Here is a 16,679-nt window from a genome sequence, read left to right on the forward strand (position 1 = left end):
AGCAGAATTCAGGGAAGGAGGGGATATGAACAAGATCCAGCAATGGGACCTGCAGGTGTGCCGGGTCTGCCTGCTTCACGGCTACAACCGGCAGCAGGCGAGGGTGAGTCGTCTCATTTCCCGCACCGGCGATGGCCCGCTTTACGCCGTGCTGGCCGCCCTGCTCTGGTGGCAGGGGGAGGCAGAGCGGGAGCTGGTGCGACTGGCGCTGCTAGCCTTCGCCATCGAACTGCCCCTCTATCTGCTGCTGAAAAACAGCCTGAAACGGCAACGGCCGGTCGGCTTGCCGGTCTTTATCACCCCCTCCGATCGTTACAGCCTCCCCTCCGGCCACACCGCCGCCGCTTTTCTGATGGCTACCATACTGGCCACCGGCTTTCCGCTCTGGGCACCCCTGCTGTTTGGCTGGGCGGCGCTGGTGGGGGCATCCCGGTTGCTGCTCGGGGTGCACTACCTGAGCGATCTGGTGGCCGGTGCCCTGCTGGGGGGCGGTTGCGCCGTGCTGGCGCTCGGTTGGAGCCACTCATGAGGATACTGTTCGGGGTGCAAGGCACCGGCAACGGTCATATCAGTCGCAGTCGCACCCTGGCGCGGGCGCTGCGCACAACAGGGGTCGAGGTGGATTATCTCTTTAGCGGCCGCCCCGCCGACCGCTACTTCGACATGGAGGAGTTTGGCGCCTACCGCGCCTTTCCCGGCCTCACTTTTGTCAGTCACGAGGGGCGAGTTTCTCCGTGGCGCACCCTGCAAGCCGCCTCGCCGCTCACCTTCTGGCGGGATCTGCGGTCTCTCGATTGCAGCGAATACGATCTGGTGGTGAGCGATTTTGAGCCGCTAACCGCCCACGCCGCCCGCAGCTATGGCAAGCCGAGCCTCACCGTCAGCCATCAGGCCAGCTTCAACTGGCCCATCCCGCGCTGGGGGGAAGATGGAGTCAGCCGCCAGCTGATGCGCCACTTTGCCCCGGTGGATCAACCGCTCGGGCTGCACTGGTTTCACTTCGGTCACCCCTTGTTGCCGCCGGTGATCGACCCCATCGCCGCCGCGCCGGATAACGGCGAGATCCTGGTCTATCTGCCGTTCGAGCAGACCGAGGCGATCGCCGCCCTGTTGTCGCGCTTTGGTCAGCAGCGCTTCGTCTGCTTTCACCCCGCCATTCGCACCCCGAGCCAATGGCGCAACCTGCGCTTCGAGCCGCCATCGCGGCACGGATTTATCGCCGTGCTGGCCGGTTGTCGCGGCGTCATCTCCAACGCGGGTTTCGAGCTGGCTTCCGAGGCGCTCACCCTCGGCAAGAAGCTGCTGGTCAAACCCCTCGGCGGCCAGTTCGAGCAGCTGACCAATGGCAAGACGCTCGAGATGATGGGGCTGGCGACCCTGATGGATGTGCTCGATGCCAATCTGGTGCGTACCTGGCTCGACAGCGCCTCGCCAGGGGCAGTCTGTTACCCCGATGTAGCGGGGGAGCTGGCCCGCTGGCTGGCGGCGGGCGCTGACGAGAGCGTGGCCTCTCTGTCGCGGCGGCTCTGGGCGCGCACCCTGTTTCCGGAGGAGGTGAGTGATCGCCTGAGCGAGCTGGATGGGGGCGACTGTTTATCCAGTTGCTGGTTATCGCAAGTGAGCGTTGTTGACTAGACTGAAAGGCGATCCCACCAAGGAGAGGACGGAGCAAATGCGCTTTACCAATGAGAATGGCGAAACCATGACGCTGGCGGACAATCTGACCCTGCACGAGTTGCTCGATATGGGTGTCAGCATCTCGGTCAGTGAAGAGACAGATCCGGATCAGCAGATCTGGCTGGCTGAGCCGGATCAGGACAACTGAGTCATCATCCGGCATCAAGCCCACCGTTGAGCGGTGGGCTTTTTTTGTGGCTGTTTTTCCCCTCTGCGGAATGTTCCGCTGGCTATTCCCCGACTCCCTTCCCTTTTGTCTCATGGCCGCTGCGGCAAGTCATTGAATGTTAATAGCCGGTTGAAATGTATGACTGTTCTGGTCAGATAAAGCCGTGGACAAGCGTTATGAAGCGGGTTAAGTTGGTTTTTCACCCTATTTTCGGGTGAATGACGGAAAAATCCTTTTTTTCTACTGTCGACGGGGCTGAATTGGGCCGATCTGCATTCAGATAACAACAAGAAACGGATCGGGCCGTGCCGGGAAGTACGGCATCGTCGGCGGGATTCGCTAAACGGAGCAAAGCCTGGAGGGCTTTATCATGGAGATGTTATCAGGCGCCCAGATGGTGGTTAGAGCGCTGGAAGATCAGGGAGTTGAACACGTCTTCGGCTACCCTGGTGGCTCAGTGCTCGACATCTATGACGCTCTCTTCGAAAACGGCAAGATGGAGCATGTCTTGGTGCGGCACGAGCAAGCCGCGGTTCACATGGCTGACGGTTACGCCCGTTCCACCGGCAAGGTGGGGACAGTGCTGGTAACGTCAGGCCCGGGGGCGACCAACTGCATTACCGGTATTGCCACCGCCTATATGGATTCCATTCCGCTGGTGATCCTCTCCGGTCAGGTGCCGACCAGCATGATCGGTGAGGATGCGTTCCAGGAGACCGACATGATCGGTATCTCCCGCCCGGTGGTGAAGCACAGCTTCCTGTGCAAGAAGGCGAGCGATATTCCCGAGGCCATCAAGAAGGCCTACTACATTGCCGCCAGCGGCCGCCCGGGGCCGGTGGTGGTGGATCTGCCCAAAGATGTGCAGAATCCGAAAGAAAAATTCCCCTACCAGTATCCCGAGACGGTCTCCCTGCGCTCCTACAATCCGACCAAGTCGGGCCACAAGGGCCAGATCAAGCGGGCTGCCAAGCTGTTGGTGGATGCCCAGCGCCCGGTGATGTATGTGGGCGGCGGTGCCATCAACGCCAATGCGGATCATCTGGTGACCAAGCTGGCGGAGCTGCTGAACCTGCCGGTGACCACCACCCTGATGGGGCTGGGGGCTTTCTCCGGTGTCCATCCGCAATTTATCGGCATGCTGGGGATGCACGGTACCTTCGAAGCGAACAAGACCATGCACAACGCGGATCTCATCTTCGCCGTGGGTGCCCGCTTTGATGACCGCGTCACCAACAACGTAGCCAAGTTCTGCCCCAATGCGACCGTGGTCCATATCGATATCGACCCCACCTCCATCTCCAAGACAGTGCAGGCCCATGTGCCCATCGTCGGCTCGGTGGAGACCGTGCTGGAGCAGATGCTGGAAGTGATCCGCGAGTGTGGCTTCGATAACGACAAGGAGGCGCTGGCGGACTGGTGGAGCCAGATCAACCAGTGGCGCTCCCGTCACTGTCTGGCCTACGAAAAGTCGGCAACCCAGATCAAGCCGCAACAGGTGATCGAGACCCTCTACAAAGTGACTCAGGGTCAGGCGTTCGTCGCCTCCGACGTGGGCCAGCACCAGATGTTTGCCGCCCTCTACTACCCGTTTGCCAAACCGCGCCAGTGGATCAACTCAGGGGGCCTCGGCACCATGGGCTTTGGTATTCCGGCCGCCATGGGTGCCCAGTTTGCCAACCCGGATGCGGTGGTCTGCTGCGTTACCGGCGATGGCTCGGTACAGATGAACATTCAGGAGCTCTCTACCTGCATGCAGTACGGGGTGCCCATCAAGATCATCTCCATCAACAACCGTGCACTGGGCATGGTCAAGCAGTGGCAGAAGATGTTCTACGGCGGTCGTCACAGCCACTCCTACATGGAGTCCCTGCCGGATTTCGTCAAACTGGCGGAAGCCTATGGCCACGTTGGTATCGCGGTGAGCGATCCGGCCGAGCTGGAGAGCGCCATGGAGAAGGCCTTCGCCATGAAGGATCGGCTGGTGTTTATGGATATCTCGGTTGACCCGGATGAGCATGTCTATCCGATGCAGATCAAGTTTGGCGCCATGGACGAGATGTGGCTGAGCAAGACGGAGAGAACCTGACGATGGAACATATTATTTCGGTCGTGCTCAAGGAGCTCAAGTTTGGTTCCATCAAGGACGAGATGTGGCTGAGCAAGGCGGGGGAATTATCATGAGACACATCATTTCAGTACTGCTGGAGAACGAATCCGGCGCCCTGAGCCGCGTGGTGGGCCTCTTCTCCCAGCGTGGCTACAACATCGAGACCCTGACGGTGGCGCCGACCGAGGATCCCACCCTGTCGCGCATGACTATCGTCACCATGGGTGACGAGCGGGTACTGGAGCAGATCCAGAAGCAATTGCACAAGTTGGTGGACGTGCTCAAGGTATGCGACTTGAGCGAGGGTGAACACATCGAGCGGGAGATCGCGCTGGTCAAGGCACGCGCCGCCGGTGGTGCTCGCGACGAGCTGAAACGGCTGGCGGATATCTTCCGTGGTCAGATTGTCGACGTCACCCCCGAGCAGTACACGGTGCAGCTGGTGGGCACCAGCGAGAAGCTGGATGCCTTTATCAAGACGGCCGCCCAGACCAACGAGATCATCGAAGTGGTGCGCTCCGGCGTCTGCGGTATCTCGCGGGCGGACAAGGCACTGCGGCCCTGATGGCTGGCGGGGCTGCTGATGATGCGTCAGCTGCCGCAGAGTGAAAGAAAAGAGGGCTCTGCGGAGCCCTCTTTGTTTGGTCTTGCTTTACGAGGGTAGGGATGATGTTCGGTATTCATGATCTGGCACTGTTTATGGTCTCGGGGCTGTTGCTCAATATCATGCCGGGACCTGACTCCCTGCTGGTGATGCTGCGCAGTGGCTCGCAAGGTTGGCGTGCGGGTTCGGTCGCGACCCTTGGCATCGGTACCGGTGTCATGGTGCATGTGCTGGCGGCGGCGCTGGGTCTGTCGGCCCTGCTCAGTGCGTCGGCCGAGTTGTTTGCCCTTATCAAGCTGGCTGGTGCCATCTACCTCATTTATCTGGGGTTTTCCCTGCTGCGCCAGCAAGCCACGGGCTCAATGGAGAGAGGGGCCACCTTGCCTGCTCTCTCCTATGGCCAGATTTATCGGCAGGGAGTGTTGACCAATGTGCTCAACCCCAAGGTGGCGCTCTTTTTCCTCGCCTTCGTGCCCCAGTTCATCGCACCGGATGCCCCCGACAAGGCGCTCGCCTTTATCCTGCTCGGCTGCATCTTCAACCTGAACGGGATGATCTGGTGCCACTTTCTGGTCTTCAGCACGGCATACGCTCGCAACAAGGTTAAGTTGCCAGCCCGGATTGGCCGCTGGCTCAACCGCGGCATCGGCACCCTGTTTGTCGGGCTCGGGATCAAGCTCGCCAGCGACTAGCTCGCCGCTTTCTGACCTGGGGCAGATTATCGTGCTCCGTGCTGTGGTATGGTCGGCAGTCAGCTGCGGGGCCAGCCCCGCTCTCTCTTTTTCTGGTCAGCCCCACTGGCCGCAGCAGCGAGATCCCTTGCCCAGATGAACATCGCCCGGCTCAAGAACTTTACCGAGATCGTGAAGAACAACTTCAACATCTCGGCGACGGCGGAGAAGCTCTACACCTCCCAGCCCACCCTCAGCAAGCAGATGAAGATGCTGGAAGATGAGCTCGGGCTCGCCCTCTTTACCCGCAAGGGAAAGAATCTGGTCGGCTTGACCAGCGCAGGCGAGCAGGTGATGGAGTTGGCCAAGGGAGTAGTGGCGCAGGTGGAGCAGCTCAACCAGCTGTCGCTCGGGGAGCAACTGGCTACCAGCGGGGTGCTGCGTATCGCCACCACCCATACCCAGGCGCGCTACAAGTTGCCAGCGGTGATCACCGAGTTCAGCCGTCGCTACCCTGACGTGGCGATCCAGCTCCATCAGGGGGCGCCTGCCCAGCTGGCCCAGATGGTGCAAAGTGGCGATGTGGATATGGCGATCGCTACCGAATCTATGTATCTGTTCGATGAGCTGGCCGCCGTCCCTTGCCATCGTTGGGGCCGCAGCGTGGTGGTGCCCCACGGCCATCCGCTGATCGACTGCCAGCCGCTGTCGATGGCGGATCTGGCTCGCTATCCCCTCATCACCTACGTGTTCGGCTTTACCGGCCGTTCCAAGATGGACAAGGCTTTTGGTCGCCACGGTCTGTCGCCGAAAATCGTGCTGACTGCCACCGATACCGATGTGATCAAACATTATGTCCGTCTCGGGATGGGTGTCGGGGTGATCGCTAGCGTGGCGTTCGACGAGGGGGACAGGGCGGATCTGGTGAGCCTCAATATCGACCACCTGATCGCCTCAAGCGCCACCCACATCTGCCTGCGCAAACATGTCCATCTGCGCGACTACATGTACGACTTTATCCACCTCTACGCCCCCCATATCAACCGGGAGACGGTGCAACAGCACCTGATTAATCAGCCGCCTGCCGCCAATATGGCGGAGCTGCCGTGGCTCTAGCCGCGGGTTGTTTGCCGCGTACAGAGCAAACATGCAGAGATAAAAAAAAGAGAGGCAGTTGCCTCTCTTCTGGTTTTATCGGTATACGGGATTAAGCGCTGCGGGTCGCCAGATTGATAAAGAGCTGGGCACCGACCAGCAGGCAGTCGTCATCGAGGTAGTAGGGGTTTGCATGCAGGTAGTTGCAGATCCCCTTGGCCTGACAGCCGCTGCCGAGGAAGAACATGGCCCCCTTGCGGCCACGGCAGGCATTGACCATATAGCTGAAATCTTCGCTGCCGGTCATCGGCTGACCCTTGGCGTTGATCCCCTCGGAGGGCAACACGTCGGCGGCCGCTTGCAACAGGCGGGCACAGGCATCGGCGTGGTTCTCGACCGCCGGATACCCGGCATAGACCATCTTGGTCTTGAAGCCGCGCAGTTCGCTCTGGGCCACGATCTCCTTGAAGCTGTTCTTCAGGATCTGGTCGGTCTCGGCATCCATGGCGCGGATGGTACCGCGCGCCTGCACATGGTCGGCGATGGCGTTGGGGATGGTGCCGCCGTTGATCATGCCGCAGCCAAATACGGCCGGGCTGAACGGACTGGTGCGCTTGGCGACGATGTAGTCCATATCCTCGATGATTCGCACCGCTTCACGGATGGCATCCAGCCCCTTGTGGGGGGTGGAGCCGTGGGCTGAGATACCGTGCACATCCAGCGTCCAGGCGGAGCCCCAGGAGGACATGACACCGTGGTTGAACTTGATGGTACCGGTCTCCATAGCGCCGTCGTTATGGAGGGCATAGACCTCGTCCACCCCCTTCATGCAGCCCAGTTCGACCATCTTCTCGGCGCCCGGCACCCGCATATCCTCTTCCGCCATCTGGAAGATAAAGCGGACGTTGTATTGCAGGCGCGATCTGTTGGCGGCCAAAAACTTGGCGGCGGTCAGGGCGATCGCCATATGAGAGTCGTGGCCGCAGTTGTGGGCCATTCCCTCGTGGGTTGACTTGAACGCAACGTCGCTCATGTCGTGCATCTCGAGGCCATCCATGTCGGCACGGAAGGCGATGGTCGGCAGCACCGGGTCAACCACCAGATCCCCGTGGAAACCGGTGAAGCCCGGGTAGTCGGTGAGGCGATAGCCGAAGCTTGTCATCAGCTCGCGGCAGTAGGCCGAGGTCTTGAACTCGACGCCGGAGGCCTCCGGAATGGTGTGCAGGTGGTGGCGCACTTCCTGACTGAAGTCGCGCAGGGCCAGCAGAGCCGGTTCAATGTGGATGTTGTTCATCAGATGATCCCTTGCATGGTGAAGCCGAGCTGGGCGACCAGCGAGGCGCCAAAGAAGCAGCAGGTGGAGACGATCATGAAGATCAGGATCACTTTCCAGGACATCTTCTTCAGCTCTTCCAGCTGACCACCCACCGAGAGACCGGCAAAGGCCAGCAGCGGTACGCAGCAGGAGAGGAAGGAGATCTTGGCGACGGCATCGATAAAGAGGCCGCGCACCGGGGTCTCCGGCAGGCAGATGAGAATGCCGATGATGGTGGCATAGGCAAACGCTGGCAGGGAGGAGGGCAGGTAGCGCTTGGCAATCAGCGAAGCGAACACCACCAGTGACATGGCGATGAAGCTGTCACCCATCAGCCAGAGCGGGGTGCCGGTGGTCAGGGTCTGGGTAAACATGGCCAGCAGGATCGCCAGAAAGACGAAGCGCATATCCATTACGATGCTTTTCATGCTTTCTCTCCTTTAGAGGTCAGGGCATAGATTTTTTCAGCGAGTGGCAGACCCAGATAGGTGAGGGAAAGCGCACCAAGAGCGGAGGAGAGCAGGTTCGAGGCAGCCGCGATACTCAGCACCTGCTGGGCCAGCGCCTCATCGAGACCGTTGATCAGGGCACCGGAGGCGGCACTCAGCATGGAGCCTGAGCCCACGCCGGAACCGGCGGCCAGCGCCAGCGGGTGCAGACCGGTGAGCGGGGCGATACTGCCCAGCACGCTGAACCAGAGGGTGCCGATGACGGAGCCGCACAGGTAGATGGCCAGCACACCGATGTACTCCTGGGAGCCGGTGCCGAACTTGCCCTGAATTACCGCGACGGACGGCTCTCGACTGATGGAGGAGCAGGCCCCGATGGCGCGACGACCAAAGCCGAACTTCACCGCCAGCGGGATGGCGATCAGGATCGGCAGCAGGTTGCCAATCTCCTGCAGGAACAACGGCACGCCGACGCTCAGGATCATCTTCAGGTTGGGGATGATCATCCCCGCGTACTGGGTGCCCAGGATCAGCAGGCTGAAGCCCACCATCTTGCCGCAGAAGCCCTCCTCTTTCTCGGTGAAGAGCTGCTTCCAGCCGGGGATGCGATCCTTGATCGGCTTGGCGGAGACAGTCATGCCGATGATGACGGCAAAGAGCATCGGCAGGATCGGAATGATGGCGATGCCGATCTTGATCTCCTGCTTGCCTATCAGGTACTGGGTCACAAAGATCAGCATGGCGGTTGCCAATATGCTGACCATGACCGTCTTGAGGGTGCTGGTTTGCTGCATGGTGTGTTCTCTTGTTATTCGTGAGTGTTCCACTTTAAGTGGCATCGCCAACTTGACGGGCTGGCGGATGATGGGGGCATGATAGGGAGGGGCGCGGGGGAGGAATGTGACCTCCATCAAGTTGGCCATATGGCATTTTTTCATGGGGTATGCCCTTTAACCCTGTGGATATCAAGGGTTAAATATCGTTAACATAACGTCAGCATTCGCTGTCATTGAGGGGCAAGGAAGGCAGAAAAGAGGAATGGGGGGAGATGGATGGCACCGCCCCTCGGGACGGTACTTCTCATCAGGCCGGAGCTTTTAGCCTGGCACTGCGCAGCAGCAGGGGAAGCTGGTAGAGCACCAGGGCGCCGAGTACCAGTCCGGCTCCGGCCAGTTTGGCGCCGCCGAGGGGTTCGCTATAGAAGAGGGTGCTCAGGATCAGGGTCCAGACCGGTTCCAGCAGCATCATCAGGGCGGCGTGGGCGGTAGTCATCTTGCTCAATGCGTGGGTGAGCAGCCAGTAGCGTAATGTGGTGGCGATCAAGACGCTCGCCGCAAACCAGCCCCAGATGCCGTGGCTGACTCCAGCCTCGGGCCACTGTTCGGTCAGCAGGGAGAGCAGAGTGCCGAGCAGGCCGGTCATCGCCAGCTGGATGCAGGTGAGCCAGGTGGGGGCAATGGATTGGGCAAAGTGGCGATGGACGGCGAGCTGGATGCCGAGAGTGGTGGCCGCAGCCAGAAACCAGAACAGCGAGAGCGATACGCCTGTCTGTTCGGGGTGATCTCCACCCCAATGGGTGCTGCTGGAGAGCAGCAACAGACCCGCGATGGCGATGGGCAGGGTGAGCCAGTAGTGGCGGCCGGGTTTGGCACGAAAGGCTCCCCAGGCGGCCAGTGGGGCCATCAGGGTCGCGACGCTCATGATAAAGGCGCCGCTGCCCAGCGCATCGCTCTGGCTGATGGCGGTGACCCACAGCAGCAGGCTGGCGCCGAGCAATGTGCCGCAGCCGGCGGCGCGCACCAGTTGGGCGCGGGTCGGTGGCGGTTCACGCAGCCAGGCGAGTGGTAACAGCAACAGGGCGGCCAGCAGGAAGCGGCTGCCGATAAAGGCGGCAGGCGGCAGTTCGCGGATCGCCTCTTTCGAGAAGAGCCAGCCAGCGGCGGCCAGCAGGGTGACCAGTACCATCAGCAGCAGGGGAGTGCGGTTCATCGGGGTCGTCGTGGTGAAATGGAGGGGGAGAGCATAAAGGAAAGGCGCCAGGTATTGCTACCTGGCGCCTTTCGCATCTGCCTTGAACCGCCGTCGCGGCTCGCGGCCAGCAATCAGTTCATGCCGTAACGCTTGAGCTTCTTGCGCAGGGTGCCACGGTTGATACCCATCATCACGGCAGCGCGAGTCTGGTTACCACGGGTGTACTGCATGATCACGTCCAGCATCGGCGCTTCGACTTCGGAGAGAACCATATCGTACAGATCAATCACTTCCTGACCGTTCAACTGGGCCAGGTAGTTACGCAGGGCCTGTTGCACAGAGTCACGCAGGGGGCGCTGGGTCGGCTCGGCAGCGTGATTGTGAGTAGTTGTTACCAATGCATCAGAAGTCAGGGTTTGTTCGAACATATTCGGTCGGCTCTTTAGTTATCTTGTTAACCTAATCCATCGAAATACGCTTCGAGTGCCTCTAGTTGTGCGTCTGCACAATCCAGGGCATTGAAGTGCTTACGGAATTCTCGGCCCGTCTCTTCTTCATCCAGATACCAGCCCACGTGTTTACGGGCTATGCGCGCTCCCAGATATGCACCATAAAACCGGTGCAGGTTGGTTACATGCTCGTTCATCAGGGTGCGAACCTCTTCCCTCTCGGGAGGCGGCAGCTTGGTGCCCGTCTCAAGAAAATGACGGATTTCCCGGAAAATCCAGGGTCGTCCTTGCGCAGCTCGGCCGATCATCACGGCGTCAACACCGGTATAGTCGAGGACATACCGGGCTTTCTCCGGGCTGTTGATGTCACCATTGGCGACAACAGGAATCGATACGGCCTGCTTAATCGCCCTGATCGTGTCGTACTCCGCTTCGCCCCTGTAGAGGCAGGCACGGGTACGACCATGCACGGCAAGGGCCGCGATACCGCAATCTTCGGCGATTCGGGCGATCTCCACGCCATTGCGGTTATCCGGATCCCATCCTGTGCGGATCTTCAAGGTGACAGGCACCTCTACTGCATCAACCACGGCCCGGCAAATTGCTTTGACCTGATCGGGGGCACGCAGCAGGGCAGAACCTGCCAACTTCTTATTCACTTTTTTTGCCGGACATCCCATGTTGATGTCGACGATCTGTGCGCCCTGCTCCACGTTGTAGCGGGCAGCAAACGCCATCATCTCGGGATCGGCTCCGGCAATCTGGACCGATCGCAATCCGCCTTCTGCAGAGTGATCCATCCTCATCCGGGTTTTCTGGGTATCCCAGACATCCGGGTTGGCCAGCAGCATCTCGGAAACGGCCATGCCAGCCCCCAATCGCAAACAAAGTTCACGGAATGGTCGGTCAGTTACACCGGCCATGGGAGCCACAATCAAGGGAGTTTCAAGCGTGTGGGGACCTATCTGCATTCCACGGTTACCATCGGCTTAGGGCGGCGTATATTACGCATTTTTTAGGCAGGAGAAAAGGTTAGTATTTGAGCGTCAGCCATTTTTTTCTGAAAAAAACGTCGCGCCAAGGCTTGCAAATTCTGGAGTTGTTGAAAAACGGCCAGATTGCCCGAGACGGAGCGCTGTACCATTCGGGTCGTGCGCCGGCATAATTGTCAGTCCACTTGCCGGCCTGCTTTGCGTTATGATAGCGGGCTTAAGTCGAGCAAATGCTCCACACATTTATGCAACAAAGCGGATTGGGGATCTATGACGTCAAGGTTCATTAAATCACTCTGGCCGTGTCTGATGGGAGCCGTGCTGGGGTCGGCGCAGGCGCAGACCATCAGTTTCGGCGAAGCCTGGAGCCGGGTCATCCAGCAAGATGAGGGGCTGGCTGCCGAGCAGGCCGGGGTCGATCGGGCCAAGCAGCTGCGCGAGGCAGCCAAAGACATGTATCTGCCCAAGGTGGATCTGGGGGCTAGCTATACCCACCTCGATCAGCCGGTGGAACTGGACATGATGGATCTCAACCCCATCGCCAACCATCCGGAGCTTGGCAAGGTACTGGCGCCACTCATGCAGAAGTTCCACCTCAGCCCGGATGATTTCGTCACCCCGCTGACCAAACAGAATGTGGTAACCAGCTCGGTCAAGATGCTCTGGCCGCTCTTTACCGGTGGTCGCATCGATGCGGCGCAGGATATCCGCCAGGCACAGGTGAGCGAGGCGCAACAGTTGCTGGTGCTCAAGCAACAAGCTACTTTCGAGAGCCTCTCCCAGACCTATTTCGGCGTGGTGTTGGCCGCTCAGGTAGTGCAGACCAAGCAGGAGATCGAAGAGGGACTCGCCCACCATCTGGATCACGCCAAGAAGCTGGAAGCCCAGGGCCAGATCGCCAGAGTGGAGCGTCTCTCCGCCCAGTCGGCCTATGATCGGGCCCGCATCGATACCCAGAAGTCGCGCCGTGGCCTCGAGATCGCCGAGCTGGCCCTCGGCCACATGCTCAAGCTGCCCAGCGCCGAGCCCGGCAGCGGCTTGTTCGTCAATGAGGAGCTGCCGCGCCTAGATGGGCTGGTGAGCCAGACCCTGGAAGTGCACCCCGGCCTCAAGTTGCTCAGCGCCAAGAAAGAGCAGGCCAAGGGGATGATCCGGATGGAGAAGGGCAAATATGCCCCCGAGGTGTTCCTGTTCGGCAACTACAACCTCTATGAAGATGACTCGCTGGCCTCCAAGACCGCGCCGGACTGGCTGGTGGGGGTGGGGGTCAGCATGCCGCTGGTGAGCCGCGATGGTCGCTCCGAGACGGTGCAGGCTGCCAAGAGTGCCGAGCTGCAAGTCAATCTGCTGCAAGCCAAGACCCGTCAGGATCTGGAGTTGCTGGTGGAGAAGACCTGGCGCGAAGCGGCGCAGGGGCTGGAGGAGTATCAATCCCTCTCGTCTACCCAGGCGCTGGCAGAGGAGAACGTGCTGCTGCGTGACAAGGCCTTCGGTCAGGGGCTCTCTACGTCACTCGATGTGGTGGATGCCCAGAACCAGCTGGCGGGGGTCAAGACCCAGCGCGCGGCTGCGGCTTATCAATATGTGGTGTCGCTGGCTCGCCTGCTGGCCCTCTCCGGCCAGATGAACAGTTTCAATCAATATCAGCACGGTCAGGTGATCGAGGTGAACTCATGATCGCACTCCAGTCCGTTCCTTTTTCTATCTCTGTTTCGACCGCCAAGGGTCGCCCGTTTGTCGAGGTGAAGTGATGAGCCATCCCCCCATCAAAAAGAAGATGAGCCAGGGTAAACCGCTGTTGTTGCCGCTGGCGCTGGTGATCCTGGTGGTCTGGCTCGGCTGGCGCTTCTGGCTCGCTTATCAGCCGGAGCCGGTGCATCTGCAAGGGCAGATTGAAGCGCAGCAATATTCGGTCTCCTCAAAGGTGCCGGGTCGCATCGACGAGGTGCTGGTGAAAAAGGGCGATCAGCTGACCAAGGAGCAACTGGTCTTTACCCTGGCGAGCCCCGAGATTGAAGCCAAGCTGAGCCAGGCCAAGGCGGGTGAGGCCGCAGCGGGTGCGCTGGCGCAAGAGGCGGAGAAGGGGGCCCGTGCCCAACAGATCGCCGCTGCCAAGGATCAGTGGCAAAAAGCCAAGGCCGCCGCAGCCCTGCGTGGCAAGACTTATGAGCGGGTGGCCAGCCTGCACCGCGACGGCGTGATGCCGCTGCAAAAACGCGATGAGGCCTGGACTGCCTGGCAAGCCGCCCGCTACAGCGAAGGGATGGCGTGGCAGCAGTACCAGATGGCGCTGGAGGGGGCGCGGGAAGAGACCAAGATCGCCGCCCGCGAGAAGGCTAAGATGGCGGCTGGTTCCGTTGCCGAGGTGGAGGCTTATCTGGCCGATACCCGCATCACCAGCCCCCACAATGGTGAAGTGAGTCAGGTGTTGCTGCGCAGCGGCGAGCTGGCGCCACAAGGCTTCCCCGTAGTGACTCTGCTCGACATGAGCGATGCCTGGGCCCAGTTCCACGTGCGCGAAGATCTGCTACCCCGCTTCCCGGTCGGTACCGAGTTCGATGCCCGCATTCCGGGCCTTGGCGATCAGATGGTGCGCTTCAAGGTGACTCATGTGGCCGTGATGGGTGATTTCGCCACCTGGCGTGCCACCGATACCCGTCAGGGCTTCGACATGAAGAGCTTCCAGGTGGAGGCTCGCCCGCTGCAACCGGTCGAAGGGCTGCGGGTTGGCATGAGCGTGCTGGTTGAACTCTGATGGGACGTGAATTTCGGCTGCTGTGGCAGGACCCGTTCAGCCGTGCCCTGATGAGCTGGGTGCCGCTGCTGCTGATGGGGATCCTCTGCTGGATCTTCTCGGCAGGGCTGGCCCGCGACCTCAAGGTGGGGCTGGTGGATCTCGACCACAGCATGCTCTCGCGCCAACTCGCCTTCTCGCTGGATGGCTCGGCCGGGCTCAAGGTCGCGCAACAGTTTGATTCCATCGATGCCGGAGCCCACGCCCTGCGCGGTGGCGACATCTATGCGCTGGTGGTGATCCCCAACCATCTGGAACGGGATGCCCGTCAGGGCACCCAGCCGCAGGTGACGGTGTTCAACAATGGCCAGTTCATCCTGATCGCCAAGCTGGTCAACTCGGCGCTGGCGCAGGTGGTAGGCACTCTCAATGGTCAGGTGGGCGTGCTGGAGGCGATGGCTGACGGCAAGGCGCAGCCCGGCGCACTCGGACAGTCGGTGCCTATCAGCAGTCAGGTGACTGCGCTCTACAACCTCAACTCCAGCTACGCCCAGTTTCTGCTGAGCGCTATTCTGCCCGCGGTGTGGCAGATCCTGGTGGTGTTATTCGGACTCAATGCGCTGGCCCGTACCGATCGGCTGGGGCTGGACTGGACCACCCGCGGTGTCTGGTTCGGCCTGTGGCGTACCCTGCTGCCCCATGTGCTGATTGGCTGGGGTTGGGGGATTGTCTGGACGCTGCTGCTGTTTAAAGGTTTCTCCTATCCCATGCACGGCAGCTGGTTGGTGCTGATCGTTGGCCTGGGGCTTGCCTCGGCGGCCTGCGTCACCATGGGGGCCTTCTTTTACGGCATCATCCGGGATCCGGCCCGTGCCCTGTCGCTGGCTGGGGCTTACACGGCGCCTGGTTTCGCCTTTATGGGGGTCACCTTTCCGGTGAGCGCCATGGGGGAATTTGCCCGCTTCTGGCGCAGCCTGTTGCCGGTCTCCCACTATGTGGAGCTGCAAATTGGTCAGAGCAACTACGATCTGCCTCTCGCATCGGCGCTGCCGCAACTGGGGGCGTTGCTGTTGTTCCTGCTCCCCCTGCTGCTGGCGGTGCGCCGTTACAAGCCACAGGCTGAGCTTGCCCGTCAATCAGCTTCTGCCGTAGTGGCCGTCGCCGAGAAGGAGCCCGAGTGATGCTGGGATTTGTCGATCTGTTGCGCCTAGAGCTGCGCACCCTGCTGGCGGATCGCGCCATCATGCTCACCCTGTTTGGCGGGGTAATCTTCTACTCGTTTCTCTATCCCCAGCCCTATCTGCATCAGCTGCCGCGGGAAGAGGCGGTGGTGGTGGTCAACGAGGATGGCAGTCAGTTGTCCCGTCAGCTGGAGTTTATGGCCGATGCCACGCCGCAGGTGAAGCTGGTTGCGCGGGCCAATTCGCTGGCCGAGGCGCGCCAGCTGATGATGGCCGGGGAGGCGAGCGGGATCCTGCATATCCCCAACCACTTCTATCGGGATCTGATGCTGGGCAAGAGCGTCACCCTGAGCTATGCCGGTGATGCCTCCTACTTTCTGGTCTACGGCACCATTGCCGAAGGACTGGCGCAGGCCGGTGGCACTCTCGCCGCGCAGGTGAAGGTGGCGCGGCTGCTGAGCCACGGCGAGGCGCTGCCACAAGCGGCCATGGGTTGGAATGCGGTGGCCCTCAACGTGGTGCCGGTGTTCAACCCCACCATGGGCTACGTCAACTACGTGGTGCCGGCGGTGTTTGTGCTGATCCTCCATCAGGTGTTGCTGATGGGGGCGGGGATCCTGGGGGCGACCCAGAACCAGCGCAGTTGCCGCGGCGAGCATGGTTACTGGCAAAGCGCGCCGGTGTTGTCGCTGCTGCTGGCCAGAACCCTGGTGCTGGCGGGGTTGTTCCTGCTGCCGGTGAGCTACTTCCTCGGCTTCTGCTTCGATCACTACAATATCGCTCGTCATGCAGATCCGGTGCAGCTTTGGCTTTTTGCCCTGCCGTTCCTGCTGGCGACCTGCTGGTTTGGCGTGGTGCTCGGCGCGATATTTACCCGGCGGGATCTGCCCACTCAGGTGGTGCTGATCTCCTCCCTGCCGCTGGTCTTTCTGGCGGGCTTTATCTGGCCGCTCGAGCTGATCCCGGCACCCCTCAACTGGCTGGCTCAGTGGGTGCCCACTATCTCGGCCATCGAGGGGTTTCTGCGCCTCAACCAGATGGGAGCTGGCTTTGAACAGGTTTCCCGCTACTGGTGGCAGTTGTGGGGATTGGCCCTGCTCTACGGCGCGCTGGCCTGCCTGCTGCTGCGTTGGCGGCAGCAGTCGCTGCCAGTTGCTCGCCCGTCAGTCGTTCAGAGTGAAACGACCGCCGGTTAAGCGGGATGGTGCAAGCGCCCGTGAGATAGCGTGTGCGGTATAGCGAAAACGGTCAGCCCTTGGGCT

At 60.8% G+C, this 16,679-nt stretch carries 17 protein-coding genes; 11 read left to right on the forward strand and 6 right to left on the reverse strand.

Going from position 1 to position 16,679, the window contains the following annotated elements; genetic code table 11:
* Positions 1–25 precede the first annotated feature (25 nt).
* From ACW5W8_RS13325 to ACW5W8_RS13355, 7 genes are all read left to right on the forward strand, one after another.
* A complete protein-coding gene (locus ACW5W8_RS13325) occupies positions 26–529 on the forward strand; it encodes a phosphatase PAP2 family protein (protein WP_005339149.1) in 504 nt (167 codons plus the stop codon).
* A complete protein-coding gene (locus ACW5W8_RS13330) occupies positions 526–1,635 on the forward strand; it encodes an MJ1255/VC2487 family glycosyltransferase (RefSeq protein ID WP_498628276.1) in 1,110 nt (369 codons plus the stop codon). The genes ACW5W8_RS13325 and ACW5W8_RS13330 overlap by 4 nt, the downstream gene beginning before the upstream one ends.
* Positions 1,636–1,672: 37 nt before the next feature.
* Complete coding sequence (locus ACW5W8_RS13335; protein WP_098972262.1) at positions 1,673–1,825, forward strand: hypothetical protein; 153 nt, start codon at positions 1,673–1,675, stop codon at positions 1,823–1,825.
* Between the two features lie 391 nt (positions 1,826–2,216).
* Positions 2,217–3,935: an acetolactate synthase 3 large subunit gene (locus ACW5W8_RS13340; RefSeq protein WP_043823044.1), complete on the forward strand. Its 1,719-nt coding sequence runs from the start codon at positions 2,217–2,219 to the stop codon at positions 3,933–3,935.
* Between the two features lie 91 nt (positions 3,936–4,026).
* Complete coding sequence (gene ilvN / locus ACW5W8_RS13345) at positions 4,027–4,521, forward strand: acetolactate synthase small subunit (protein WP_005311605.1); 495 nt, start codon at positions 4,027–4,029, stop codon at positions 4,519–4,521.
* Positions 4,522–4,625: 104 nt separating this feature from the next.
* A complete protein-coding gene (locus ACW5W8_RS13350) occupies positions 4,626–5,252 on the forward strand; it encodes a LysE family translocator (RefSeq protein WP_498628304.1) in 627 nt (208 codons plus the stop codon).
* A gap of 135 nt (positions 5,253–5,387) precedes the next feature.
* Positions 5,388–6,347 carry a LysR substrate-binding domain-containing protein gene (locus tag ACW5W8_RS13355; protein WP_498628277.1) on the forward strand — a complete coding sequence of 320 codons (960 nt, stop codon included), beginning with the start codon at positions 5,388–5,390 and terminating at the stop codon, positions 6,345–6,347.
* A gap of 91 nt (positions 6,348–6,438) precedes the next feature.
* On the opposite strand, the gene ACW5W8_RS13360 is transcribed toward ACW5W8_RS13355, so the two are convergent.
* From ACW5W8_RS13360 to dusB, 6 genes are all read right to left on the reverse strand, one after another.
* Positions 6,439–7,620 (reverse strand): M20 metallopeptidase family protein, encoded by a 1,182-nt coding sequence (locus ACW5W8_RS13360; RefSeq protein WP_498628278.1) that lies wholly within the window; start codon positions 7,618–7,620, stop codon positions 6,439–6,441.
* Positions 7,620–8,069: a hypothetical protein gene (locus ACW5W8_RS13365; RefSeq protein ID WP_075113677.1), complete on the reverse strand. Its 450-nt coding sequence runs from the start codon at positions 8,067–8,069 to the stop codon at positions 7,620–7,622. The genes ACW5W8_RS13360 and ACW5W8_RS13365 overlap by 1 nt, the downstream gene beginning before the upstream one ends.
* Positions 8,066–8,884: a DUF3100 domain-containing protein gene (locus ACW5W8_RS13370; RefSeq protein ID WP_498628279.1), complete on the reverse strand. Its 819-nt coding sequence runs from the start codon at positions 8,882–8,884 to the stop codon at positions 8,066–8,068. The genes ACW5W8_RS13365 and ACW5W8_RS13370 overlap by 4 nt, the downstream gene beginning before the upstream one ends.
* Before the next feature lie 289 nt (positions 8,885–9,173).
* The gene (locus ACW5W8_RS13375; RefSeq protein WP_498628280.1) at positions 9,174–10,079 is read right to left on the reverse strand and encodes a DMT family transporter; all 906 of its coding nucleotides are present in this window, start codon (positions 10,077–10,079) and stop codon (positions 9,174–9,176) included.
* Positions 10,080–10,192: 113 nt separating this feature from the next.
* On the reverse strand, positions 10,193–10,489 hold the full coding sequence (fis, locus tag ACW5W8_RS13380; protein ID WP_005309538.1) for a DNA-binding transcriptional regulator Fis: 297 nt from the start codon (positions 10,487–10,489) through the stop codon (positions 10,193–10,195).
* Positions 10,490–10,515: 26 nt separating this feature from the next.
* A complete protein-coding gene (dusB, locus tag ACW5W8_RS13385) occupies positions 10,516–11,481 on the reverse strand; it encodes a tRNA dihydrouridine synthase DusB (protein WP_033135778.1) in 966 nt (321 codons plus the stop codon).
* 291 nt (positions 11,482–11,772) lie between these two features.
* Here dusB and ACW5W8_RS13390 point away from each other — a divergent pair, with 291 nt between their 5' ends.
* The 4 genes from ACW5W8_RS13390 to ACW5W8_RS13405 all read left to right on the forward strand — a co-directional run bounded on the left by ACW5W8_RS13390 (position 11,773) and on the right by ACW5W8_RS13405 (position 16,613).
* Complete coding sequence (locus ACW5W8_RS13390; protein ID WP_498628281.1) at positions 11,773–13,179, forward strand: TolC family protein; 1,407 nt, start codon at positions 11,773–11,775, stop codon at positions 13,177–13,179.
* 73 nt (positions 13,180–13,252) lie between these two features.
* Complete coding sequence (locus tag ACW5W8_RS13395) at positions 13,253–14,257, forward strand: HlyD family secretion protein (protein WP_498628282.1); 1,005 nt, start codon at positions 13,253–13,255, stop codon at positions 14,255–14,257.
* Positions 14,257–15,417 carry an ABC transporter permease gene (locus tag ACW5W8_RS13400; RefSeq protein WP_498628283.1) on the forward strand — a complete coding sequence of 387 codons (1,161 nt, stop codon included), beginning with the start codon at positions 14,257–14,259 and terminating at the stop codon, positions 15,415–15,417. The genes ACW5W8_RS13395 and ACW5W8_RS13400 overlap by 1 nt, the downstream gene beginning before the upstream one ends.
* Positions 15,417–16,613 (forward strand): ABC transporter permease, encoded by a 1,197-nt coding sequence (locus ACW5W8_RS13405; protein ID WP_498628284.1) that lies wholly within the window; start codon positions 15,417–15,419, stop codon positions 16,611–16,613. The genes ACW5W8_RS13400 and ACW5W8_RS13405 overlap by 1 nt, the downstream gene beginning before the upstream one ends.
* Positions 16,614–16,679: the final 66 nt, after the last annotated feature.

The organism is Aeromonas aquatilis (assembly GCF_054052405.1).